General features: G+C 68.9%; 20 protein-coding genes. 5 read left to right on the forward strand and 15 right to left on the reverse strand.

The features are described 5' to 3' along the window. Positions 1-62 precede the first annotated feature (62 nt). Positions 63-1,847, reverse strand: a complete 1,785-nt coding sequence (locus tag FZ033_RS05240) for an ABC transporter transmembrane domain-containing protein (RefSeq protein ID WP_188079317.1) — start codon at positions 1,845-1,847, stop codon at positions 63-65. 156 nt (positions 1,848-2,003) lie between these two features. Between FZ033_RS05240 and rpmE the strand changes: the two genes are divergently transcribed. Continuing rightward, positions 2,004-2,228 (forward strand): 50S ribosomal protein L31, encoded by a 225-nt coding sequence (rpmE, locus tag FZ033_RS05245; protein ID WP_012112862.1) that lies wholly within the window; start codon positions 2,004-2,006, stop codon positions 2,226-2,228. Between the two features lie 109 nt (positions 2,229-2,337). On the opposite strand, the gene FZ033_RS05250 is transcribed toward rpmE, so the two are convergent. Continuing rightward, on the reverse strand, positions 2,338-2,751 hold the full coding sequence (locus tag FZ033_RS05250; RefSeq protein ID WP_149575112.1) for a hypothetical protein: 414 nt from the start codon (positions 2,749-2,751) through the stop codon (positions 2,338-2,340). 304 nt (positions 2,752-3,055) lie between these two features. Further along, positions 3,056-3,244, reverse strand: a complete 189-nt coding sequence (locus FZ033_RS05255; protein WP_149575113.1) for a DUF1192 domain-containing protein — start codon at positions 3,242-3,244, stop codon at positions 3,056-3,058. A gap of 244 nt (positions 3,245-3,488) precedes the next feature. Between FZ033_RS05255 and FZ033_RS05260 the strand changes: the two genes are divergently transcribed. Beyond that, the gene (locus tag FZ033_RS05260; protein ID WP_149575114.1) at positions 3,489-4,499 is read left to right on the forward strand and encodes an NAD(P)H-quinone oxidoreductase; all 1,011 of its coding nucleotides are present in this window, start codon (positions 3,489-3,491) and stop codon (positions 4,497-4,499) included. Between the two features lie 69 nt (positions 4,500-4,568). On the opposite strand, the gene FZ033_RS05265 is transcribed toward FZ033_RS05260, so the two are convergent. Further along, positions 4,569-4,820: a hypothetical protein gene (locus tag FZ033_RS05265; protein ID WP_149575115.1), complete on the reverse strand. Its 252-nt coding sequence runs from the start codon at positions 4,818-4,820 to the stop codon at positions 4,569-4,571. A gap of 179 nt (positions 4,821-4,999) precedes the next feature. On the opposite strand from FZ033_RS05265, the gene FZ033_RS05270 reads away from it, so the two are divergent. After that, positions 5,000-6,439, forward strand: a complete 1,440-nt coding sequence (locus FZ033_RS05270; protein WP_188079318.1) for an MFS transporter — start codon at positions 5,000-5,002, stop codon at positions 6,437-6,439. Here the strand turns inward: FZ033_RS05270 and FZ033_RS05275 are convergent. From FZ033_RS05275 to FZ033_RS05285, 3 genes are all read right to left on the reverse strand, one after another. Then, complete coding sequence (locus FZ033_RS05275) at positions 6,433-7,197, reverse strand: RlmE family RNA methyltransferase (RefSeq protein ID WP_149575116.1); 765 nt, start codon at positions 7,195-7,197, stop codon at positions 6,433-6,435. The two genes, FZ033_RS05270 and FZ033_RS05275, sit on opposite strands and share 7 nt — an antisense overlap. Then, on the reverse strand, positions 7,194-8,501 hold the full coding sequence (locus FZ033_RS05280; protein WP_149575117.1) for a Ppx/GppA phosphatase family protein: 1,308 nt from the start codon (positions 8,499-8,501) through the stop codon (positions 7,194-7,196). Before FZ033_RS05280 ends, FZ033_RS05275 begins: the two co-directional genes overlap by 4 nt. Before the next feature lie 147 nt (positions 8,502-8,648). Further along, complete coding sequence (locus FZ033_RS05285) at positions 8,649-9,398, reverse strand: transaldolase family protein (RefSeq protein ID WP_149575118.1); 750 nt, start codon at positions 9,396-9,398, stop codon at positions 8,649-8,651. 260 nt (positions 9,399-9,658) lie between these two features. Here FZ033_RS05285 and FZ033_RS05290 point away from each other — a divergent pair, with 260 nt between their 5' ends. Further along, the gene (locus tag FZ033_RS05290; RefSeq protein WP_149575119.1) at positions 9,659-10,024 is read left to right on the forward strand and encodes a hypothetical protein; all 366 of its coding nucleotides are present in this window, start codon (positions 9,659-9,661) and stop codon (positions 10,022-10,024) included. Between the two features lie 7 nt (positions 10,025-10,031). Here FZ033_RS05290 and FZ033_RS05295 read toward each other — a convergent pair whose 3' ends face one another. The 8 genes from FZ033_RS05295 to FZ033_RS05330 form a co-directional block, all read right to left on the reverse strand. Beyond that, the gene (locus FZ033_RS05295) at positions 10,032-10,505 is read right to left on the reverse strand and encodes a DUF2023 family protein (RefSeq protein WP_232847338.1); all 474 of its coding nucleotides are present in this window, start codon (positions 10,503-10,505) and stop codon (positions 10,032-10,034) included. After that, positions 10,484-10,966 (reverse strand): flavodoxin FldA, encoded by a 483-nt coding sequence (fldA, locus tag FZ033_RS05300; RefSeq protein WP_149575120.1) that lies wholly within the window; start codon positions 10,964-10,966, stop codon positions 10,484-10,486. The genes FZ033_RS05295 and fldA overlap by 22 nt, the downstream gene beginning before the upstream one ends. A gap of 394 nt (positions 10,967-11,360) precedes the next feature. Then, a complete protein-coding gene (gene gltS, locus FZ033_RS05305; protein WP_149575121.1) occupies positions 11,361-12,569 on the reverse strand; it encodes a sodium/glutamate symporter in 1,209 nt (402 codons plus the stop codon). Positions 12,570-12,735: 166 nt separating this feature from the next. Next, positions 12,736-14,199: a GntP family permease gene (locus tag FZ033_RS05310; RefSeq protein ID WP_149575122.1), complete on the reverse strand. Its 1,464-nt coding sequence runs from the start codon at positions 14,197-14,199 to the stop codon at positions 12,736-12,738. A gap of 3 nt (positions 14,200-14,202) precedes the next feature. After that, positions 14,203-15,228 carry a patatin-like phospholipase family protein gene (locus FZ033_RS05315; protein WP_149575123.1) on the reverse strand — a complete coding sequence of 342 codons (1,026 nt, stop codon included), beginning with the start codon at positions 15,226-15,228 and terminating at the stop codon, positions 14,203-14,205. A gap of 199 nt (positions 15,229-15,427) precedes the next feature. Continuing rightward, a complete protein-coding gene (locus FZ033_RS05320) occupies positions 15,428-18,523 on the reverse strand; it encodes an efflux RND transporter permease subunit (protein ID WP_149575124.1) in 3,096 nt (1,031 codons plus the stop codon). After that, complete coding sequence (locus FZ033_RS05325) at positions 18,520-19,644, reverse strand: efflux RND transporter periplasmic adaptor subunit (protein ID WP_149575125.1); 1,125 nt, start codon at positions 19,642-19,644, stop codon at positions 18,520-18,522. The genes FZ033_RS05320 and FZ033_RS05325 overlap by 4 nt, the downstream gene beginning before the upstream one ends. 118 nt (positions 19,645-19,762) lie before the next feature. Continuing rightward, complete coding sequence (locus tag FZ033_RS05330; RefSeq protein WP_149575126.1) at positions 19,763-21,097, reverse strand: sugar porter family MFS transporter; 1,335 nt, start codon at positions 21,095-21,097, stop codon at positions 19,763-19,765. 158 nt (positions 21,098-21,255) lie between these two features. On the opposite strand from FZ033_RS05330, the gene FZ033_RS05335 reads away from it, so the two are divergent. After that, entirely contained in the window at positions 21,256-22,578 is a 1,323-nt protein-coding gene (locus FZ033_RS05335) for a DegT/DnrJ/EryC1/StrS family aminotransferase (RefSeq protein ID WP_149575127.1), read from the forward strand. Positions 22,579-22,589: the final 11 nt, after the last annotated feature.

Here is a 22,589-nt window from a genome sequence, read left to right on the forward strand (position 1 = left end):
CGCTCAAACGCCGCGCGGGCTTCAACCAACGGCCATTGAGCCAAGCTCAACGGCCGTTGGAATCAAGCCGCCGCGTTGAACTGGAGCTGGGCGAGGCGGGCGTAGAGGCCGCCCTTGGCCACCAGCTCGGCGTGTGTGCCCTCGTCCACCACGCGGCCGGCCTCCATCACGAGGATGCGGTCGGCTTCCAGCACGGTGGCAAGCCGGTGGGCGATGACCAAGGTGGTGCGCCCCTCCATGGAGCGCTCCAGCGCGGTCTGCACCAGAGTCTCGCTTTCCGCGTCCAGCGCGCTTGTCGCCTCGTCGAGCAAGAGGATGGGGGCGGCGCGCAGGATGGCGCGGGCGATGACGATGCGCTGGCGCTGGCCGCCGGAGAGCGTCACCCCCCGTTCGCCCACCAGGGTGTCCCAGCCTTGCGGCAGGCGCGCCACGAACTCGTCCACCGCAGCGGCCTGGCCAGCGGCCTCCACCTCGGCATCGGTGGCGTCGGGCCGGCCCAGGCGGATGTTGGCGCGCACGGTGTCGGCGAAGATGGCAACCTCCTGCGGCACCAGCGCGATCTGCCGGCGCACGTCCACCGGATCGGCAGTGCCGATGTCGATCTCGTCCAGCAGGATGCGACCCGCCTGCGGATCGTAGAAACGCTCCAGCAGCTGGAACACCGTGCTCTTGCCTGCTCCGGACGGCCCCACCAGCGCCACCCGCTCGCCGGGCCGCACGGTGAAGGAGACGGCATGCAGGGCGTTGTCGTCAGCCCGCGTGGGATAGGCGAAGGACACCTCGTCGAACCGGATCGCGCCGGACAGGCGCGCGGGCAGCGCCACCGGGCGGGCCGGGGTGCGCACCTGGGGCTCCACCCGCAGCAGTTCGCCGATGCGCTCGGCGGCGCCGGCGGCGGCGGAGACCTCGCCCCAGGTCTCGGACAGATTGCCCAGCGAGGCAGCGGCCAACACCGCATAGAGCACGAACTGGCTGAGCGCCCCCGAGCTCATGGTGCCTCCGAGCACCGACTGGGCGCCCGCCCACAGCACCGCGACGATGCTGGCGGTGATGAGGAAGATGGCGACGCCGGTGAGCCAGGCCCGCGCCCGCGTCGCATCCTGCGCGGCGGTGAAGGCCTCTTCCACCGCCCCGTCGAAGCGCGCCCGCGCGGCGCCTTCCGCGCTGGAGGATTGCAGCGCCCGCATGCCATTGAGCGCCTCGGCGGCATAGGCCGAGGCATCGGCCAGCGTGTCCTGGGCATGGCGGGTGCGCCGGCGCACCTTACGGCCGGAGGCCACCAGCGGCAGCACGATGACGGGGATGGCCACCAGCACGAGGGCCGACAGGCGCGGGCTGGTCACCACCATCATGGCAATGCCGCCGACGCACAGCACGAGGTTGCGCAGGGCGGTGGAGGCGGAGGCGCCCACCGCCGATTTCAGCTGCGTGGTATCCGCCGTGAGGCGGGAGGTGAGCTCACCGGACCGGGCGGTGTCGTAGAAGGCGCCGTCCAGCGTCACCAGACGGGCGAAGACCGCCGTGCGCAGGTCCGACACCACTCGCTCGCCGAGCGTGGTCACGAGGTAATAGCGGGCGGCGGAGGCGGCGGCGAGCACCGCCGCGACCGCCACCAGCACCGCGAAATAGCGATCCACCAGGGCGGCATGGTCGGCGGCGAAGCCGAAATCGATCATGCGCCGCACCGCCAGCGGCAGCGCCAGCGTCGCCAACGCCGCCACCAGGATGGCGACCAGCGCCGCCGCCACCCGGCCGCGATAGCGCGACAGGTAGGGAGCAAGGCCCCGGAGCGGCTTCAGATTGGCCTTGCGGCGCCGGGAGGCTTCGCCTTCGGACACGTCATTCACGGACGCGGTGTTGGCCGCGTCGTTTTTGGGGGCAGTTGAGGTGTCGGCTTGTGTCAAAGCATGCACTCGGTTATAGACCCGCCACTTCCGTCAGGAACCGAAATTGACGCTGCCGGTCCCGGGAGGGCGTCGGCGTGGCGATAAAGGATTGAACCAATGAAGAGCGACATCCACCCCGATTACCACTTCATCAAGGTGGTGATGACGGACGGTTCCGAGTACACGACCCGGTCGACCTACGGCAAGGAGGGTGACACCCTTCAGCTCGACATCGACCCGCGCACCCATCCCGCGTGGACCGGCGGCACCCAGCAGCTGATGGACCGCGGTGGCCGCGTTTCCCGCTTCAAGAGCAAGTTCGGCGCCCTGCTCAAGGGCTGATCGGCACCGGCCGCGGCATCCGGCCCTGCGTATCTGCGTCGCAGGGCCTGACGTTGCGGCTTCGCCCTTCTGGCGTGGGGGAAGCCCTTCGCCGTTCAGCTTAAGCGCATCACCAGCTGAAGCCGCGGGCGGTCGTGCCGCCGTCGCGGTTTTTTGCGTGGCGCGATGCACCGGCAGTCGTCACGGCCGCAGCTGACTGAAGGCGCGCGGTGAGCGTGCTGCAGAGCGTCGCGAGTTCCAGCGCCCCGATCCGGGCCGCCGCCGGCAGCCGTTCGACGAGCCCGGGCGGCAGGGCCAGATGAAGCCGCGCGGTTTCGCGACCGAAGGCCTCGGGCGCCATGTCGCCGTCGCCCAGCATGTCGAGCATCAGCAGCGCTGAAGACGCATCCAGGACGAGGCGGCGCAGGGCGTCAGCGGCAGATGGGTCGAGCGGGGTCGAGGACAGGCGCTCCTGTGCGGAGGCCAGCGTCTCCATACCGCCGCTGAAGCTGGCGGCAGATGCCGCCCCGTCCCGATCCCGCACGCCAGCGCTCCTCACACAAGGGCGTGCATCAAGCGGAATGGGGATGCGCCCGTAAAGGGGCCGAACACCAAAAGCGCTGGGGATATCGGGCACCCCACGCAAAGAAGAGCCGCCTTGCGGCGGCTCCGAAGTCTGACAGGGAGAGTTGCCAGGTACTCGGTCCAGGTACTTGGTCCAGGTACTCGCTCACATGTCCGGTCAGGTGTAGGGAGGAACGCTGCGGACAAGTGGAGTTTGGCAGGCAGGGATTAAGACCGCCTTAACGCGTCGCCGCTAAAAACCCTGCCCCCTCCGGTCAGCGTCCCTACAATTTGAACGCGGCATCGGCCGCGGCGCGGGAGGCAAGCTTGGCGCTGAGCGCCGTCTCCAGGCGCGCGATCTCCGACTTGAGGTCGGCGATGCGCTGCTCGATCTCGTCCACCGACAAGCGCGAGATGTCCGCCGCAATCAGCGGCGCGCGCGGCGGGGGCAAAGCTTCGTCATCCATTGGCATCTTGCGCGCCCCTCCTTATTGTCGCCTCGCGTGGCGGTGCGGACTTCAGGTCCGAACCGCCCTCTCCTATTTTGCCCGTCCCCGCTTCGGTTAAAAAGGGGTGCTCGCAAGAGCTGCCAACTCTTTGACGAACGGCGGATTTCACCGGCCGGATTGAGTCGGGCCGGCCGGTTTCCACTCTCGCGCCGTCGCCTCAAGACACTGCGCCTCAGGCGCCGCGCCGCAAGTCCTTCCGGAGCCGTTCATGTCGTCCGCTGCCTCTTTGCCTGAAACCATGACCGCCATACTCATCTCCGCGCCCGGCGGGCCGGAGGTGCTGGTGCCCGGCACCCGCCCGGTGCCCGCTCCCGCCCCCGGCGAACTGCTGGTGAAGGTGGAGGCCGCCGGCATCAACCGCCCAGACGTAATGCAGCGCAAGGGCCTCTATCCGCCGCCCCCCGGCGCCTCGGACATTCCGGGCCTGGAGATCGCCGGCACGGTGGTGGCCCTCGGCGAAGGGGCGAGCCGCTTCAAGGTGGGCGACCGGGTGTGCGCCCTCGTCACCGGCGGCGGCTATGCGCAATATTGCACCACCCACGAGGCCACCGCCCTGCCCATCCCCGAGGGCCTGAGCGCCGCCGAGGCGGCGGCCCTGCCGGAAACCGCCTTCACCGTATGGAGCAACATCTTCGAGCGCGGCCAGCTGAAGGCGGGCGAGACCCTGCTGCTGCACGGCGGGTCCAGCGGCATCGGCACCACCGCCATCCAGCTCGCCAAGGCCTTCGGCGCGCGGGTGGTGGTGACTGCGGGATCGGACGAGAAGTGCACCGCCTGTGTGACGCTGGGCGCGGACCTGGCGGTGAACTACCGCACCCAGGATTTCGTCGCTGAGGTGAAGAGCTTCACCGCCGGCAAGGGCGCCAACGTGATCCTGGACATGATCGGTGGCCCCTACATCCAGAAGAATTACGAGGCCGCCGCGCAGGACGGCCGCATTGTGCAGATCGCCTTCCAGCAGGGTGCCAAGGCCGAGGTGGACTTCATGCGCCTCATGCTGAAGCGCCTCACCCACACCGGCTCCACCCTGCGCTCGCGCCCGGTGGCGGAGAAGGCGGCGCTGGCCGCCGCCATCGTGGAGAAGGTGTTTCCGCTGATCGCGGCCGGCAAGTACCGCCCGGTGATGGACGAGACCTTCCCGCTGGCCAACGCGGCCGCAGCCCATGCCCGCATGGATGCAAGCGCCCATGTGGGCAAGATCGTCCTCACGGTGGACTGAAGGGAAGCCGCCCTCGCAGGGCACGCGCGTCGCCCTCCGGCTGAGCCGGAGGGGACACCGTTGCGCCCCTCAGGGCCGCCAATCGGCGGGCGGGACGCCGCTGCGCTGGATGGCCTCGATCACCTGGCGCTGGCGGCGATCCGTGCGCTTCATGTGCACGGCGATGACCGCGTGGGCCGAAGGCACCAGGAACAAAAGCGGGAAGATCAGGCCGAGCAGGATGCACGGCACGATCATGATCAGATTGATGAGGGCCGAAATCGGCTGTCCGTTCACCAGCAGGCCGAGCGGCGGAAGCAGAGCGGCGAGAATGTAGATCATGGTCGCGTCAGGCCCTCCTTAAAGGCCTCGGCATCCATATGGTGCGGCTCGGCGCGCCCGCAAGGCATCGTGACCCGGCCGGCCCCGGAGGTGGTTGATCGCGGCCGGCGAAGCCCCTATTCGGAACGCCGGGTGCGACGTGCCGCCCGGCCCCGAGGCGCGACCCGACGGAAATACTCATGCCGCGCCACGCGCTGCCGCCGCAGGTTCTCATTCCCCTCATCGTCGCCTGCGCCCTCTTCATGGAGCAGGTGGACGCGACCGTCATCGCCACCTCCCTGCCCGCCATCGCCGCCTCCCTGAAGGAAGACCCGGTGGCGCTCAAGCTGGCGCTCACCTCCTATCTGCTCTCGCTCGCCGTCTTCATTCCGGCCAGCGGATGGGCGGCGGACCGTTATGGCGCGCGCACCGTGTTCCGCTCCGCCATCGTCATCTTCACCATCGGCTCGATCCTGTGCGGGCTCTCCACCTCGCTCACCGATTTCGTGCTCTACCGCATCGTCCAGGGCATGGGCGGGGCCATGATGGTGCCGGTGGGGCGGCTCGTCATCCTGCGGTCGGTGCCGAAGACGGAGCTGGTGTCGGCGCTGGCCTGGCTCACCATTCCCGCCCTGCTGGGGCCGGTGTTCGGCCCGCCGCTGGGCGGCTTCATCACCACCTATTTCGACTGGCGGCTGATCTTCTTCATCAACGTGCCCATCGGGGTGCTGGGCGTGTTCCTCGCCACCCGCTTCATCGAGAACGTGCGCGAGGAGGACGTACCGCCGCTGGACCTGAAAGGCCTTGTCCTGTCCGGTATCGGGCTCGCCGGCCTGGTCTTCGGCTTTGCCGTGCTGGGGCAGGAGCTGGTGCCGGTGTGGGCCGCCCTCACGGTCGCCGCCATCGGCGCCGGCGCCCTGTGGCTCTATGTGCGCCACGCGCGGGTCACGCCCCACGCGGTGCTCGACCTGAACCTGCTGCGGCATTCGTCCTTCCGCGCCGGCGTGGTGGGCGGCTCGCTGTTCCGGGTGGGCATTGGCGCCCTGCCCTTCCTGCTGCCGCTGATGCTGCAGCTGTCGTTCGGCCTGTCGCCCTTCGCCTCAGGCATGCTCACCTTCGCCGCCTCGGCGGGGGCCCTCATCATGAAATTCACCGCCGCGCCTTTGCTGCGGCGGCTCGGCTACAAGCGGGTGCTGCTCGCCAATGCCGTGCTTTCGGCCGGCTTCATCGCGGTGAACGCGGCCTTCACGCCGCTCACGCCCCATTGGATCATCGTGATGGTGCTGCTGGTGGGCGGCTTCCTGCGCTCGCTCCAGTTCACCGCGCTCAATGCGTTGAGCTACGCGGAAGTGGAGCCGCAGGAGATGAGCCGGGCCACCTCCTTCGCCAGCGTGGCGCAGCAGGTGTCACTGTCCTGCGGCGTGGCGCTGGCCGGCTTCGTGCTGGAGACCCTGCGCGCCGACCGGGGCGAGATGGCGGTGACCCAAGGCGACTTCGCCGTCGCCTTCCTGGTGGTGGCGGTGGTGAGCCTTGCGAGCCTCGCCTATTTCGTCGGCCTGCCCCGGAATGCCGGTGCGGAACTCACCGGCCGCAAGCCGGACCTCGCCGACCCGCGCAGCGAGGTCAGTCCCGATCACTGATCCCGCGGCGCCTGCGCCTCGGGCGAGTCCGCGTCATCCGTCTCGGCGTCATCCATCTCGGCCCGGTCCGCCTCGCCCCGGAAGCCGGTGGCGAGCACATACAATTCGGCCGAATCGGCCCGGCTGGCTGCCGGCTTAATATGCTTCACTAGAGCGAAATCGCGCTTCAGGTCGGACAGAAGGGTCGCTTCCATGCCGCCCTGGATCACCTTGGCGAGGAAGGTCCCGCCCGGCGCCAACACCTGGCGGGCGAATTCCACGGCAAGCTCCACCAGCCCGACGATGCGCAGATGGTCGGTCTTCTTGTGGCCAGTGGCGTTGGCCGCCATGTCGGACATGACGAGGTCGGCCTGTCCGCCCAGCATGGCGATCAAGCGTTCCGGCGCATCGGGGGTCAGAAAATCCATCTGGGCGAATTCGACGCCGGGGATGGGCTCGATCTCCAGGAGGTCGATGGCGACGATCTTGCCGAGGCCTTCCTCAAGGCCGATCTTCTTGGCCGCCACCTGGCTCCAGCCGCCGGGGGCGGCGCCCAGGTCCACGATGCGCATGCCGCGCTTCAGCAGCCGGGCCTTTTCGTCCATCTCGATGAGCTTGAACGCGGCGCGCGAGCGCCAGCCCTCGCGCTTGGCGCGGGCGACGTAAGGGTCGTTGAGCTGGCGCTGCAGCCATTTCTGGGAGGAGGTGGTGCGGCCGCGCGATTTTTTCACGCGCACTTTCAAAGGCCGGCCGTCCGGCCCGCGGGGTGGGGTGGTCACGCGCGTGCGTCTCCGGAGGGGGTGCCGGCGGGGCGGTTGCACCGCCAGGCGCCATCAGCCCGCATCAACTGCACCAGCATGCCCTCGCGCAAGCCCCGGTCCGCCACCCGCAGGCGATCGGCGGGGAAAACCCGGCGCACCGCCTCCATGATGGCGCAGCCGGCCAGCACCAGGTCGGCCCGCTGGGCACCGATGCAGGGATTGGCCACCCGCTCCTCGAAGGACATGCACATGAGGCGCTCCACCACCTCCTCGATGTGGCTGGCGCCGAGCCACGCGCCGTCCACACGGGTGCGATCGTAGCGGTCGAGGCCGAGATGGATGCCGGCCACGGTGGTCACGGTGCCGGAGGTGCCGAGCAGGTGCAGCCGGCCGGGGGCGCGCACGCCCCAGCTCTGGCGCACGCCATCCAGCATGCCGCAGACCTCGTTGACCATGGCATGGAACACATCGGGCGAGACGCGGACACCCCCATGCCGCTCGGACAGGGAGACCACGCCCACCGGCAGCGACACCCAGGAGCGGATGCGGGCACGCGGCGGCCCGTCATCCCCCGCCGAGCGCCGGCCCAGCCACACCACCTCGGTGGAGCCGCCGCCGATGTCGAACAGCACGGCACCGTCGCAGGTGGGATCCACCAGCGGCGCGCAGCCGGTGGCGGCGAGCCCCGCCTCGGTACGGCGGTCCACCACTTCCAGCTGGAGGCCGGTGCGCTCTTCCACCCGCGCGCAGAACTCCTCGCCGTTGTCGGCGGCGCGGCAGGCCTCGGTGGCGACGATGCGGGCGCGGGTGACGCCGCGCAGGTCCATCTTCGCGGCGCAGATCTCCAGCGCCGCCACCGCCCGGGTCATGGCCTCGTCGCACAGGCGGCCGGAGGCGGTCAGCCCCTCGCCGAGGCGGACGATGCGCGAAAACGCATCCACCACCCGGAAGCTGCGCGCCGTGGGGCGCGCCACCAGCAGGCGGCAATTGTTGGTGCCAAGATCGATGGCGGCATAGACCGCGCTGGAATTGCCGGACGGGTAGGACGGCGCGGGATACCCGCTGGCCGACGCGGGATTGGCGGCAACCGGATTTGCCGGGGCCGGCCGCGTCGGGGGTGCGCAGGGGGAGGTCTGGGAGGAGGAGGGAACCTTGTCTGGGGAGGGAGAATGGTCGGGGGAATCAAGGCCGGCAGCCGGCTCTGTGCCCGCAATAGCAGGCCCCGTCGTCCCGCGGCGTGCATCCGTTACGCTTTCCGTAACGGCACGTTCGCGGCAAGACTGCCCCGGACCCGCCGCGGGTCCGTGCGTCTCGTCCCTCATGTCCATCCCCTCGCCGCAAGGCGGAAACATGCGCTCAGGCCTGCCGCTGGGTCAGCGACCGGCTGCGCCTTGCGGCCAGTGTAACAGCGCGCGCGATGTGTGCAATGCCGGGGCCTGCCTCCAACGAAGGCAGTGCCCCGGAAAAGGTCACTCGGCGGCGGCGCGGCCCTTCAGGTCCAGGGTGAGGCCGGCGGCCAGCGCATCGGCGCGGAACGCCTTCACCGCGTCGAGGGACAGTTCGGCGGCGGTGCGCGAGCCCAGCGCCGGCAGCTTCTTCAGCACGTCGGCGGGGGCGGTGATGATGTGGCAGCCCAGTTCGTCCGCCTCGATCACGTTCCACACCTCGCGGGTGGAGGCCCAGATGACCTCCACGTTGTTGGTCGCGTTGGCCAGCGCCACCGCCCGCGAGATGGCGGGCTTGTAGTCGATGCCGAGGTCGGCGAGGCGACCGGCGAACACCGAGATGATGGAGGGGGCGCCGCCGGCCAGCGCCTTCACGCCCTCTTCCACCTGCGGCACGTCGAAGATGGCGGTGAGGTTCACCTTCACGCCGTCGTTCACCAGGTCCCGCACCAGGTCGTAGAGCGTCTCGCCGCGGGTGGTGGTGACCGGGAGCTTGACGTGCACATGCTCGCCCCAGGTGGCGATGACGCGGGCCTGGGCGCGGATTTCCGGGATGTCGTCGGAGAACACCTCGAACGAGATGTGCCGGTCCGGCACGGCTGCCACGAGATCGCGGGCATAGGCCTCGTAATCGGTGACGCCGGCCTTGCGCAGCAGGGACGGATTGGTGGTGAAGCCGGCGATGTGGGGCTGCTTGGCCATTTCCACGATCTGCGCCTTGTCGGCCCCGTCGGTGAACAGCTTCACCTTCAGGTCGCTGAGCTTCACGGACATGCTTTTACTCCCTTGATCCCGTTTCGGCCCGCATCCTAGTGCAGCGGCCGACGCCGCCGCAATGCAAGGCGGGCGGATAATCGCCCGCCCGTGCGGCAGCGCGATGACGCAGGCGCCGCCCCGCCGGCCATCGGCATTAACCTTCCATTGACCATGTCGGAAGGTCGGCCCGCCTGGCAACTTCCGGGAAAGGGGCGTCTGGCATGCTGCCTTCCATCCGGGGTCCCGGGCTTCAATTTGTCAGGCGTTGAGAGGCGGGGATGGTGGCAACCGACATGGTGGAGCGCATGGCGCGCGCGATGCACGCCTTCTCCCGGCAGCGCTATCCCCTGCTGGAGCCGTGGGACGAGCTTTCGCCCGAGCGGCGCGCCTACCAGCGCCAGCTTGCGACCCACGCCCTCCAGGCCCTCACCCCCCACGACGTGATCGAGATCACCTCGCGCGCCGCGCCCGAGATCGTCGCCATCCCGGTGGAGCCGACCCCCTGGGCGCTCGCGGAACTGCAGGAAGCCGCCATCGCCGACAACGGCACCGCCATGGATGCACGGCGCCGCTACCGCTCCTTCCTCGCCACCGCTTCCCTGCCGCTGGCCACCCGCTACGCCGAGGGCGAAGGCGCACGCTGAGCCCGCACTATTCCGCCGCGAGGGCAACCACCTCCGGCTGGCCGCGCCCAGACCGGCAGAGGTAGCGCCGGCACTGCTGCTCCTTGTCGTAGCCGAGCAGGGTGCCGAGCATGAAATCCTCTTCCGCCGTCAGCGTGTTGAGCGGCCGCGTGACCACCGCCCGCGCCACCGCCACGAAGGCCGGACGGCCGAAGAAGAGGTTCACCTTCACCGGGCTCACCTCCTGCACGAAATGGTCGATGCCGTGGCGCCCGAGCCGCGCCAGCACCAGCGGCAACTCGGCGCGGCACAGGGTCATGAGGAACAGGGCGCGCACGCCCCGCCCATATTCATAGACATGGTGCTGGAACAGCCGCATCACCGGCGCCGCGCACCCCTCCGCAACGGCGGCAGCCGGGGACGGAGGCCACAGGGCCTCCTCCGCGAGGGACGCATCCTCCGGCGCGTCCATGCCGGGGCCTAGAGCAGCTTGCTGAGCCATGCCGTCACCCGCTTGTCCGTCAGGCCGGATTGCGTGTCGAGGTCGAGGGCGAGGCCGACGAACTGGCCGTCCCGCTCGGCGGTGGAGCCCACATAGTCGTAGCCGGCGGTCTCGGTGAACCCGACCACCACCGCGCCGAGGTCCGTCACCTCGTCGTAGAGGATGCCGATGGCATCGACGAAGGAGGTGGGATAGCTCTCCTGGTCCCCGGTGCCGAACAGCGCCACTTTCCTGCCCTTCAGGTTGGCGGCGCGCAGCTTGTCGATGTTCTCTTCCCAGTCGGTCTGCAATGTTCCGTCGCCATAGGTGGGCGAGCCGAGGATGAGGAGATCGCTATTCTCGAAATCGGCCTTGGTCGCGGTCTTGATGTCCACCGAACGGCCCTGGCATTTCTTTGAAATCTTGGACGCGACCCCTTTCGTGGCTCCGCCATCGGAGCCGAAGATCACCGTGACAATCATGGACCAGTCTCTTTATGGAGTGATTCAAATCTAGAACGGAATGCCCACCAACGCAGGCATCCCAACTTGCAAACAAATGCTAGCCACACGAATTTAGCTCAACAATACGGGATATTCACGGATTGAATAACAACAAAATTCATCGTACCCATATGCTGTATTGCAAACGAGAGATCGAGAATTATTACAAATCGATATTCAGTTTCGATCTGTTCTGATGTGAATGAGGTACAGGCTGCCTCGCGGGACCTTGGCCCCTGCGCATGACTGCGCCATGGCGCGCCGCAACGGCGCTCCCCACCTTCACGAATGTAAATGGCTCTGGCGTCGGGCCGGTTTCGCCCAGCGATCCGCCCGGGGCGCCCGGCGCTCGTACGTCGGCCGGGGCCCGCCCTCAGCGCAGCATGAAGCCGATGGCGAGGGCGTTGGCGATGTCGATGAAGAAGGCCGACACCAGCGGCAGGATGATGAAGGCGATGGGCGCCGGCCCGTGGGTGCGCGTCACCGCCGTCATGTTGGCGATGGCGGTGGGCGTCGCCCCCAGGCTGATGCCGGTAAATCCCGCCGACAGCACCGCCGCCTGGTAGTCGCGCCCCATGGCCGGGAACACCACGAACAGGATGTAGAGCACCGCCACCAGCGTCTGCAGGCCGAGCACCACGGCCAGCGCGGGCCCGAGGCCCCCCAGCGTCCACAGCTGCATGCTCATGAGCGACATGGCGAGGAAGATCTTCAGCGACAGGTCGGAGATCAGCGCCAGCGCCGGGGTGCGCGCCGGCCACGCCATGCGCGGCATGGCGTGGGGCAGCGTGTTGGTGAGGACGATGGCCACCAGCAGGCACACCACGAACAGGGGCAGCTTGATGCCGGTCTTCTCCACCAGCCCTTCCAGCGAATAGGCGGTGAGGATCACCACGTTCAGCACCAGCAGGGCGCGCAGGATGCTGACGTAAGTCACCTTGCCGGCGTCCGGGCCCACATCGTCATCGGGCAGGCCCACCATGGGGGCCAGGATCTCGTCGCTGCGCAGCTTGAACCGGTTGATGAGGATGCCCGCCACCGGCCCGCCCACCAGGCTGGCGATGACGAGGCCCAGGGTGGCGCTGGCGATGCCCACTTCCAGGGCATTGGGCAGGCCGAAGCGCTCGGAGATCAGCGGCGCCCAGGCGATGGTGGTGCCGTGCCCGCCGATGAGCGACACCGAGCCGAGCAGCGGCGCGATGCCGTCCGGCAGCCCCAGCGCCTTGGCCCCGCCGATGGCCACCACATTCTGCAGCCCCAGATAGACCACGGTCAGAAGCAGCAGGATGAGCAGCGGCCGCCCGCCCAGGGCGAGATCGGACAGCCGCGCATTGAGGCCGATGCCGGTGAAGAAATACAGCAGCAGCATGTCACGCGCGGCGAGATCAAACGAGATGGCAAGGCCGAGCACGCGATAGCACACCAGCGTCGCCACCGCCGCGAGCAGGCCGCCGGTCACCGCCTCGGGGATGTTCCAGCGGCGCAGCGGCGCGATCACGCCGTTGAGGCCGGCGCCGATGAAATACACCACGATGGCGAGGGTGAAGGTGAGAAAGCCCGAGACCTCGAAGGTGGCTGGCATGTCTTCCCCCGCAGTTCCGGCTGGTGTGATGGTTTCATTGCACGGCGGCCCACCGGCCGCCGGTATGCTCTAGCCGCGCCGGGCGGAAGACACAAAGCCTTCCGCCCCAGATGGAGCGCTGGTGAGAACGGCACCGCTGCCCTTGGCCAGCAGCCGCACCGTCGCCTCAGAAGCTGCCGACCAGGGTGCCAAGCCCGATCACCACCACGAGGGCGATGAGCGCGCCCACCACCGCCGCCATGACGATGTCGAGATAGCCTTCCTTGTGGGTCACCCCGCACACGGACAGCAGCGTCACCACCGCGCCGTTGTGGGGCAGGCTGTCGAGGGTGCCGGAGCCGATGACGGCGACGCGGTGCATCAGCGCCGGGTCCATGCCGATCTCGGCGGCGAGCTTCATGTAGGTGGGGCCGAGCGCATCAAGGGCGATGGTGAGGCCGCCGGAGGCCGAGCCGGTGAGCGCCGCGAGGATGTTGGTGGCCACCGCCAGCGACACCAGCGGCCCGCCCTGGATCGACAGCACCCAGTTGCGCACCTCCATGAAGGCCGGCAGCGAGGCGACGATGGCGCCGAAGCCGACGAGGCTCGCCACCGAAAGGATGGGCAACACCGACGCGTTGGCGCCCGCCGTCATGGTGGCGCGCAGCTCCGGCACGCTGCGGAAGTTGATGGCGATCACCGTGATGATGGCGGCCGTCAATGCCACGATCACCGACCACACCCCGCCCACCGCCGAGAGGCTGCTGTTGCCCCACTGGTCTGTGGCGAGGAAGGCGGTGTCCATGCGCGGCAGGATGGCGAAGGACATCAGCAAATTGACCACGATCACCACGATGATCGGCAGGGCCGCCAGCAGGATGGGCGGCTGCCGGGTGGCCTCGTTGCTCGAATGGATCTCGGAGGGATCGAAAGCGCCGGCCGTGGTGGCCCGCTCGCGCACCAGCGGGTCGTCGGCGGCAAGCTCGGCGGATTCGTCGGGTGCCGCGATCAGCGCGCCAAAGCCCTCGCCCTTGGCCCGCGCCGCGTTCTCCCGCAGCTTCAGCCACCACATGCCGAAGCCCAGCATGACCACCGAGGCGATGATGCCGAGGCCCGGCGCCGCGAACGGCGTGGTGCCGAAGAACGGCATGGGGATGGCGTTCTGGATGGAGGGCGTGCCGGGCATGGCCGACATGGTGAAGGTGGAGGTGCCGAGCGCGATGGCCGCCGGCATCAGCCGCCGCGGCACGCCGGACGAGCGGAACAAAGCGACGCCCATGGGCGCGAGCACGAAGAAGGCCACGAACAGGCTGACGCCGCCATAGGTGACGATGGCGCCCGCCAGCACCACGGCGAGGATGGCCCGCTGCGACCCCAGCTTCTGCGTCATGGTGTTGGCGATGGAGGTGACCGAGCCGGAATCCTCCATCAGCTTGCCGAACAAGGCCCCGAGCAGGAACAGGGGGAAGAACTGCGCGACGAAGTCCGCCGCGTTGCGCATGAAGGTCTGGGTCCAGCTCGCCAGCAGCGGCTCGCCGGAGAAGGCGGCCGCGATCAGCCCGGCGATGGGCGCGAGGATGAGGATGCTGGAGCCCCGGAAGGCCAGGAAGATGAGGACGGCAAGGCCGACCAGGATGCCGATGAGACCCATGCGTCACAGCTCCTGCAGCAGTTCTTCGAAGCGGACGGTGGACGCCTTGCCGATGTCGTGGCCATGGTCGTCGAGGAAGATCTGAGCCGCCTTGCGCCCCTCCTCCTTGAGCATGGTCAGGAAGTCCCACTCGGCATTGAGCTTGGAGGAGAAGCCCAGCTCCGCCATGATCGGGTTCCGCACGATGTGCACGCGCATGCGCGCCCAGTTGCAGGCTTCCGTGTCGCCCGAAAGCTCGCTGGCGTGCCGCTGCAGCATCGCCATCATGTACAGCTCCTTCACCGCCACCGAATTGAAGGACACTTCATTGAGGCGGTTGAGGATCTCCGACGGCGTCTTGGGCGTGCCCGGACGTTCCAGCGGGTTGATGGGGACGAGGATGGTGTCGTCCGACGTCAGCTCGCTCACCAGCGGCGCCAGGGTGGGATTGCCCGAATAGCCGCCGTCCCAATAGGCCTCGCCGTCGATCTCCACCGCCTGGAACAGGGTGGGCAGGCAGGCCGAGGCCATCAGCACTTCGGGGGTGATGTCGGCGTTGCGGAACACCCGCGGGCGCCCGGTGCGCACATTGGTGGCGGTGATGAACACCTTGATGGGCGAAGCGCGCAGGCGCTCGAAGTTGATCTCCTTGGCCAGGATCGGCGCCAGCGCGTTCCCGCCCATGGGATTGTACTGATAGGGCGAGAACATGCGGGTCATGATGTCCATGAACAGGAAGCCCGGCGCGCTGTCGAGCGACCAGCGGCCGAACATCTTGTCGAGGGGCGAGCGCTTGAACGGGCTGAAGCGCGCCGCCTCGGACACGTGGCGCCAGTAGCTTTCCAGCGCCTGCTGCGCGCCCTGCCGGCCGCCGGCGGCATAGCCGTCCGCGAGCACCGCCGCATTCATGGCGCCGGCGGAGGTGCCGGACACGCCCTCGATGTCGAGCCAGGTTTCCTCCAGCAGGCGGTCGAGGACCCCCCAGGTGAAGGCGCCGTGGGAGCCACCGCCCTGAAGCGCGAAATCAACAAGTACCGGTTCCCGTTCCATCTTCGACACCTCTGTGAACGCGCTGCGTCGCCGTCGTCGCCGCTTATTGCGGCACCCGGTCGTGCCCTCCCCGAGGTCATGGAGCAGGTGCCGACCGGGCGGAAGGACGCCAGGACGGCAACGCACCTTCTTGTCTTGGGGGCCCGGCCTTGCGACCCGGCCCCGGTTGATTGCGGCCCCGAACGGGGCCCCTGTCGCCTCAGGCCGCCTGCGTCCGCTCCGCCTTGGGCGCGGCCACCGGCTCAGGGCCCGTATCAGGGCCGAACCAGGCCACGTAGAGCGCCGGCAGGAAGATGAGGGTGAGCAGCGTGCCCACCAGCAGGCCGCCCATGATGGCGAAGGCCATGGGTCCCCAGAACACGGTGGGCGCGATGGGGATCATGCCCAGCACCGTGGACACGGCGGTGAGCATGATGGGCCGGAAGCGGCTGGAGGAGGCGTGCACCACCGCATCCCACACAGTCTTGCCCGCCGCCCGGTCGGCCTCGATCTGGCCGATGAGGATGACCGCGTTCTTGGTGATCATGCCGATCAGCGCCAGCACGCCGAGGATAGCCACGAAGCCCAAAGGACGCCCCGAGGCCAAGAGCGCCGCCACCACGCCGATGAGGCCGAGCGGCGCCACCGACAGCACGATGACGAGGCGCTGGAAGCTCTTCAGCTCGAACATGAGCACCGTGAACATGAGCAGCAGCATCACCGGCACCACCGCCACCACCGAGGCGAGCGAGGCCGCGCTCTCTTCCACGGTGCCGCCCACGGTGATGGCGTAGCCCGGCGGCAGGGTCTTGCGCAGGGCGTCGATCTTGGGATCGAGCTGCGTCACCACGCCTTCCGGCAGGATGCCGCGCCGCACGTCCGCCTGCACCGTCAGGGTGGGCACCCGGTCGCGGCGCCAGATGGCGGGATAGTCCTGGGTGTAGTCGAAGGTGGCGATCTGGCTCAGCGGCACGGTCCGCCCGCTGGGCAGCGGCACCTGGAGGGTGCCGAGGGTGGCCAGCGAGACCCGCTCCTCGTCGGTGGCGCGGGCCACCACGTTGACGAGATAGATGTCGTCGCGCACCTGCGTCACCGCCTGTCCCGACAGCACGGTGTTCAGCACGCCGGCGAGCTGGGCCGTGGACAGGCCGAGCAGGCGCGCCTCGTCCTGGTCCACCTTGATGCGCACCTGCCGGGCCGGCTCGATCCAGTTGTAGTTGACCGTCTCGATTTTCGGGTTGGAGGCCATCACGGCGGCAAGGTCGAAGGCGATGGCGCGCACCTTCTCGATGTCCGGCCCCGAGACGCGATACTGCACCGGCCAGCCCACGGGCGGACCCAGCTCCAGCGGCGAGACGCGGGCGACCAGCTGGGGGAAGTCCTCCGCCAGCACCTTCTCCAGCTTGGCCCGCAGGCGATCGCGCCCGGCCACGTCCTTGGCCACGATCACGGTCTGGGCGAAGAAGTCATTGGGCAGCTGCACGTCGAGGGGCAGGTAGAAGCGGATGGCGCCACGGCCCACATAGGTGGACCAGCGGGCCACGTCCGGGTCCTTGGCCAGCACCGCGTCGAACGCCTGCGCCACCTTCTCGCTCTGGTAGATGGACGCGTTCTGCGGCGAGGCGAGGTCCACCAGCAGCTCGGGCCGGTCCGACGAGGGGAAGAACTGCGAGGGAATGAGCGGCAGCGCCAGCACCGACAGCGCGAACAGGCCGAGGGTGACGGCGATGGTGGCCCAGCGCAGCCGCAGGCAGAAAATGAGGAAGGAGCGGTAGAGCCCCATGACGCCCGTGGGTGGGGCGTTCGGATCGGGGATCTTGTCCTTGGCCGGGGCCTTCAGGATCAGCACCTGCATCAGCGGGGCGAACAGCACCGCCACGATCCACGACACCAGCAGCGCGATGGCCACCACGGCGAACAGGGTGAAGGTGTATTCGCCTGCCGACGAGGCCGCGAAGCCCACCGGCACGAAGCCCGCCACCGTCACCAGCGTTCCCGCCAGCATGGCCGCCGCATAGGCCTTGAAGGCGTAGGCCGCCGCCGTCACCTTGTCGTCGCCGGCGGCGAGACGAGTCAGTGTGGCGTCGGTGGTGGTCATGGCGTCGTCCACCATGAGCGCCAGCGCGATGATGAGCGCGCCCAACGAGATGCGCTGCATGTCGATGTGCACCAGCTGCATCAGCGCGAACACGATGGCCAGCGTCAGCGGGATGGCGAGCGCCACGATGGCACCGGCCCGCACCCCCAGCGCGATGAACGACACCACGAGGATGATGGCCACCGCCTGCCACAGGCTTTCCATGAACTCGGCGATGGCGCTGTTCACCGTCACCGCCTGGTCCGCCACCAGATGCGCCTCGATGCCCACGGGCAGGTTGGCGATGAGGCCGTTCATAGTCTTGTCGATGGACTTGCCCATGGCGAGGATGTCGCCGCCGTCGCGCATGGCGATGGCGAGGCCGATGGCCGGCTTGCCGTTGACCCGGAACATGGGCTGGGGCGGATCGGCATAGCCGCGCCGGATGGTGGCGATGTCGGCGAGGCGGATGAGCCGGCCGTTCACCACGAAGTTCACGTTGGCAACGTCCGCCTCCGAGGTGAAGGCGCCGGACACGCGGATGGAGATGTTCTCCGCCCCGGTCTGGATCTCGCCCGAGGGGCGCACGATGTTCTGGCTCTGAAGCGCCGACAGCACCGCCGCGCGGTCGATGCCGAGGCTGGCGAGCTCACGCATGGAGAACTCGATGAAGATGCGCTCGTCCTGCGCGCCGAGGATCTCGATCTTCGAGACATCCGGCACGTGCAGCAGCTCGGAGCGCACGTCCTCCACATAATCGCGCAGCTCGCGATGGGAGAAGCCGTCGGCGGTGAAGCCGTAGATGATGCCGAAGGTGTCGCCGAACTCGTCGTTGAAGAACGGCCCCACGATGCCCTGCGGCAGGGTGTGGCGGATATCGCCCACGCTCTTGCGCACATGGTACCAGATGTCCGGCACCTCGGCCGCCGTGGCCGAGCCCTTCAGGTGGACGAAGATGGTGGTGGTGCCGGGCTTGGTGAAGCTCTCCAGATAGTCGAGCTTGGGCACTTCCTGGAGCTTGCGCTCCAGCCGCTCGCTCACCTGCCGGAAGGTCTCGTCCAGGGTGGCGCCGGGCCAGTTGGCCTGCACCACCATGGTCTTGATGACGAAGGTCGGATCTTCCGCCCGGCCAAGGTTCTTGAAGGCCATGATGCCGGCCACCACCGAGATGGCCATGAGATAGATGATGACCGAGCGGTGCCTCAGCGCCCAGGCGGAGAGATTGAAGCCGCCGCTCACAGCTGCGTCCCCAGAAGGCGCACCTTCTGCCCCGGGTGGAGCGCCTGCACGCCCGCCGTCACCACGATCTCGGAGGGCTTGAGCCCCTCGGCCACACTCACGGTGGCGGGGCTGAAGCGCAGCACCTCCACGTTGCGTAGGGAGACGGTCTGCGCCTTCGGGTCCACCACCCACACCGCCGGCTTGTCATTGAAGCGGGTGAGCGCGCTGGCCGGGATCTCGATCACCGGGCCGCTGTCCACCACCACCCGGCCGATGACCGTGGTGCCGAGCCGCAGCCCCTCCGGCGGATCGATGAGGCCGACGCGCACGCGGAAGGTGCGGGTCACCGGATCCGCCTGGGGCGCCACCTCGCGCACCCGGCCGATGGCCCTGACGGCGGGATCGCCCGAAAGGGTCACCTCCACCTCGGGATCGCCCGGCAGGGAGGTGAGCAGGGCGGCCGGCACCTCGAACACGGCGTCGCGGCCGTCGCGGCGCGCCACCTCGACCACCGGCTGGCCGGCCTGCACCACCTCGCCGGGCTCGGCCCGCCGCTGGGTGACGACGCCGGCGGAATCCGCCTTCAGATCGGTGAAGCCGAGGCGATCCTCGGCCATCCGCAGGCGGGCCTCGGTGTCCTCCACCTGGGAGCGGGCGTTGAGGAAAGCCTGCTCGGCCTGCTCATACTGGGCGCGGGGGGTGAAGCCACGGGCCAGCAGCTGGCGCTGGCGCTCGTACTGGTTGCGGGTCTGGCTGAGGTTGGCGTTGGCCGCCGAAAGCGCCGCCTGGGCCGAGCGCAGGGCGTTCTGCTCGTCCTGCGGATCGAGCCGCGCCAGCACCTGCCCCGGCTTGACCTGGTCGCCCACATTCACGAGGCGCTCGATGATGCGCCCGCCGATGCGGAAGCCATAGGTGGCCTCGTTCTGCGCCTCCACCTGGCCGGTGAGGGTCACGGCATCGCTGGCCGCGCGGCTGGTGGCGAGAACGGTCCGCACCGGGCGCGGCTCGGGCACCTTCGCCTCGGGCGCCTCGCCGCATCCCGCCAGCAGCAGGGCGCTTCCGAGGAGGACCGCCGATGCTCCCAGCCGAAGGACTGCGGAAACGACGGCGTCGGGCGCGCGATGAATCACGTCGGCCACGGGACAACTCCTCTTAGCGCACTGCAACCGCGTACCCCTATAGCGGAGGTCGCCCGGCGCGGCCAGTGCGCGCATGACCAGCGCAACGTGTTATAATACCTCCTATTGTCGGCCGTGCTCAGCCGCTGGCACCGAGCTGCCTCAGCGGACGGCCGTCGAGCACGTCGGCCTCGATCTCCTCCAGGCCGACGCGGCGCGTCTCCGGCACGAACAGCACCGAGACCACCAGCGACAGCACGCAGACCACGAAGAAGATGCCGATGGTGCCCGCAAGGCCGATGCCCTGCACCACCGACAGGAAGGTGCCGGCGACAATGCCGTTGAAAAGCCAGCTGGTGGCCGAGGCCACCGCGATGCCCCGCTCCCGGATGGCGGAGGGGAACAGCTCCGACATGAGCACATAGGGCAAGGGCCCGAGGCTGAGCGCGAAGGCGACGATGTAGGCGCACAGTCCCGCCAGTGCCACCCACGGCCAGTCGGCCAGCGCCGCGACGATGACGGCGCCAAGGCTCACCGCCATGGCCGCCGATCCCGCGATCAGCAGCGGCCGGCGGCCCAGCCGGTCCACCAGCGCCATGGCGGCAATGGTGGCGATGACGTTGAACAGGCCGAGCCCGAAGGTGGCGGCCAGCGCCGCGACCCCCGCCGGGAAACCCAGCTCGGTGAAGATGTGCGGGGCATAATAGAGAATGCCGTCGATGCCGGAGAAGTTCTGCAGCACGAACAGCACGCTGCACAGCACCAGCACCGCCCCGGTGGCGCCGCGGCCGAGCACGGCGCGCCAATTGGCCCCGTCGGGTGCGCGCTCCTCCCCCATCTCGGCGGAGATGCCGAGCGCCCGGGCGGCCACTTCCGCACGCGCGCTCATGCCCCTGGACCTGAGCCAGCGCGGGCTTTCCGGAAGCAGCAGGACGATAGCGGCGCAGGCCATTGCGATCAGCACCCCGCCGCCCAGCATCTGCTGCCAGGAGGCGCGGCCGATCAGGGCCAGCGGCACCGCATAGCCGGCGAGGATGCCCACGGTGATGGCGAGCTGGAACAGGGAGACCACCGCCCCCCGGTGTCGCGCCGGCGTCACCTCGGCCGCATACATGGGCACCACCATGGAGGACAGGCCGACCCCGAGCCCGATGAGGATGCGGGCGGCCACCAGCATGCCCGCCCCGGGTGCAACCCCTTGTCCCAGCGGGATCAAAATGTAGCCGGCAATCGCCAGCAGGGCGGCGAGCAGGCAGGCGGGACGCCGACCGATTCGCGCCGACACCGGCGCGGCGGCGGCGGCCCCCACGAAGCAGCCGACCAACAGGGAGGTCACCACCATCTCGGTGGCGCGGGTGGACAGGGCGAAAGCCTGGGCGATGGCCTCGACGACACCTGCGATGGATGCTGTGCTGAAGCCGAAAAGAATGCCGAACAGCAGCACCAGACTGGCCGTGAGCAGCAGCGTCTTCATGAGGTCTCTCCGGGAGGTCCGCAGCCGGGGTGAGGTACCCCTTAGCCGTTACACGGAAAGGACTTGTAAGCTGCGGCGAGGCAGGAGCATAAGTACAGGAAAAATCCCGGTCCGACAGGTTTCAATCGACAAATCCGGTATTCAGGGGAGAGCGTCACGTGACTGCCTCGGCCACTGCGCATGAGCACGCCAACCGTCTGGCTATCGAGGGAGGGGAGCCGGTCCGCAAGGCGCCGCTGCCGTGGGAATTGCCCGGCGCCCATTGGATCGGTGACGAGGAGCTGGAGCTGGTCTCCCGCGTGGTGCGCGCCAAGAGCCCCTTCCGCTTCTACGGGCCGGACCTCCAGCACATGGTGGACACCCTCGAAAAGGAATGGTGCGCCGCCTTCGGCCACAAGCACGCGCTGGGTGTCTCCTCCGGCACGGCGGCCCTTTCCATCGCCATGTCCGCTCTTGAGATCGGCCCCGGCGACGAAGTATTGGTGCCCGGCTATCTGTGGGTCAGCTGCGTGAGCGCCGTGGTCCGCGCCGGCGCCATCCCGCGCCTCGTGGACGTGGACGACTGCTTCACCCTCGATCCCGCCGACGTGGAGCGCAAGATCGGCCCCAACACCCGCGCCGCGCTGATGGTGCACATGAGCGGGGCACCGGGGCGTGTGGCGGAGGTCGCCCGCATCTGCCGCGAGCGCGGCATCGGCCTCATCGAGGACTGCGCCCAGACCGCCGGCTCCAGCCAGAACGGCAAGGCCGTGGGCACCTTCGGCGACGTGGGCATCTTCTCCTTCCAGCTCAACAAGAACATGACTTCCGGCGACGGCGGCATGGTGGTGACCGAGCGCGACGACCTGTATCGCCGCATCGTGGCGCTGCACGACCTCGGCTATCCGCGCAACGCCCAGGGCCGGCTCGACACCTCGGACGAGACCTGCCAGCTGTGGGGCGTCGGCGCCCGCATGTCGGAGCTGACCGGCGCCATGTGCCTCGCCCAGATGCGCAAGCTGCCGCTGATCACCGGCGCCATGCGCACCGCCAAGTGGCGCATCCGCGACGCGCTGGAGGGCACGCCCGGCCTCGGCTTCCGCACCATTCCCGACCCGGCGGGCGACACCGGCCCCTTCCTCATCATGACCCTGAAGGACGAGGCCACCGCCCGCCGCTTCGTCGACGCGCTGCGTGCCGAAGGCATCGCCGGGCCGCCCGGGTCGCTGGCCTGCCTCACCATGCGGGAATGGGGCATGCACTGGTACTCGAACATTCCGAGCCTGGTGAACAAGAGGTCCGACAGCCGCGACGGCTTCCCCTGGACCCACCCCTCCAACGCGTTCGGTGCCGACTACAGCTACGCCGCCGGCGCCCTGCCCCATTGCGACGAGCTGAACGCCCGCGGCGCGCTGCTCACCATCGCCTCGACGCTCACGGTGCAGGACGTGGACGACATCATCACCGCCATGCGCAAGGTGGCGAAAGTGGTGCTCGCGTAGAGCACGCGCCG

The sequence above is a fragment of the Xanthobacter oligotrophicus genome (assembly GCF_008364685.1).
Classification (GTDB): Bacteria; Pseudomonadota; Alphaproteobacteria; order Rhizobiales; family Xanthobacteraceae; genus Xanthobacter; species Xanthobacter oligotrophicus.

Bases quoted from the DNA above. Each gene is read 5' to 3' on its own strand.
- rpmE (WP_012112862.1), top strand. From the start codon at position 2,004: ATGAAGAGCGACATCCACCCCGATTACCACTTCATCAAGGTGGTGATG.
- FZ033_RS05255 (WP_149575113.1), bottom strand. From the start codon at position 3,244: ATGCCAATGGATGACGAAGCTTTGCCCCCGCCGCGCGCGCCGCTGATT.
- FZ033_RS05260 (WP_149575114.1), top strand. From the start codon at position 3,489: ATGTCGTCCGCTGCCTCTTTGCCTGAAACCATGACCGCCATACTCATC.
- FZ033_RS05265 (WP_149575115.1), bottom strand. From the start codon at position 4,820: ATGATCTACATTCTCGCCGCTCTGCTTCCGCCGCTCGGCCTGCTGGTG.
- FZ033_RS05270 (WP_188079318.1), top strand. From the start codon at position 5,000: ATGCCGCGCCACGCGCTGCCGCCGCAGGTTCTCATTCCCCTCATCGTC.
- FZ033_RS05280 (WP_149575117.1), bottom strand. From the start codon at position 8,501: ATGAGGGACGAGACGCACGGACCCGCGGCGGGTCCGGGGCAGTCTTGC.
- FZ033_RS05285 (WP_149575118.1), bottom strand. From the start codon at position 9,398: ATGTCCGTGAAGCTCAGCGACCTGAAGGTGAAGCTGTTCACCGACGGG.
- FZ033_RS05290 (WP_149575119.1), top strand. From the start codon at position 9,659: ATGGTGGCAACCGACATGGTGGAGCGCATGGCGCGCGCGATGCACGCC.
- FZ033_RS05295 (WP_232847338.1), bottom strand. From the start codon at position 10,505: ATGGCTCAGCAAGCTGCTCTAGGCCCCGGCATGGACGCGCCGGAGGAT.
- fldA (WP_149575120.1), bottom strand. From the start codon at position 10,966: ATGATTGTCACGGTGATCTTCGGCTCCGATGGCGGAGCCACGAAAGGG.
- gltS (WP_149575121.1), bottom strand. From the start codon at position 12,569: ATGCCAGCCACCTTCGAGGTCTCGGGCTTTCTCACCTTCACCCTCGCC.
- FZ033_RS05310 (WP_149575122.1), bottom strand. From the start codon at position 14,199: ATGGGTCTCATCGGCATCCTGGTCGGCCTTGCCGTCCTCATCTTCCTG.
- FZ033_RS05315 (WP_149575123.1), bottom strand. From the start codon at position 15,228: ATGGAACGGGAACCGGTACTTGTTGATTTCGCGCTTCAGGGCGGTGGC.
- FZ033_RS05330 (WP_149575126.1), bottom strand. From the start codon at position 21,097: ATGAAGACGCTGCTGCTCACGGCCAGTCTGGTGCTGCTGTTCGGCATT.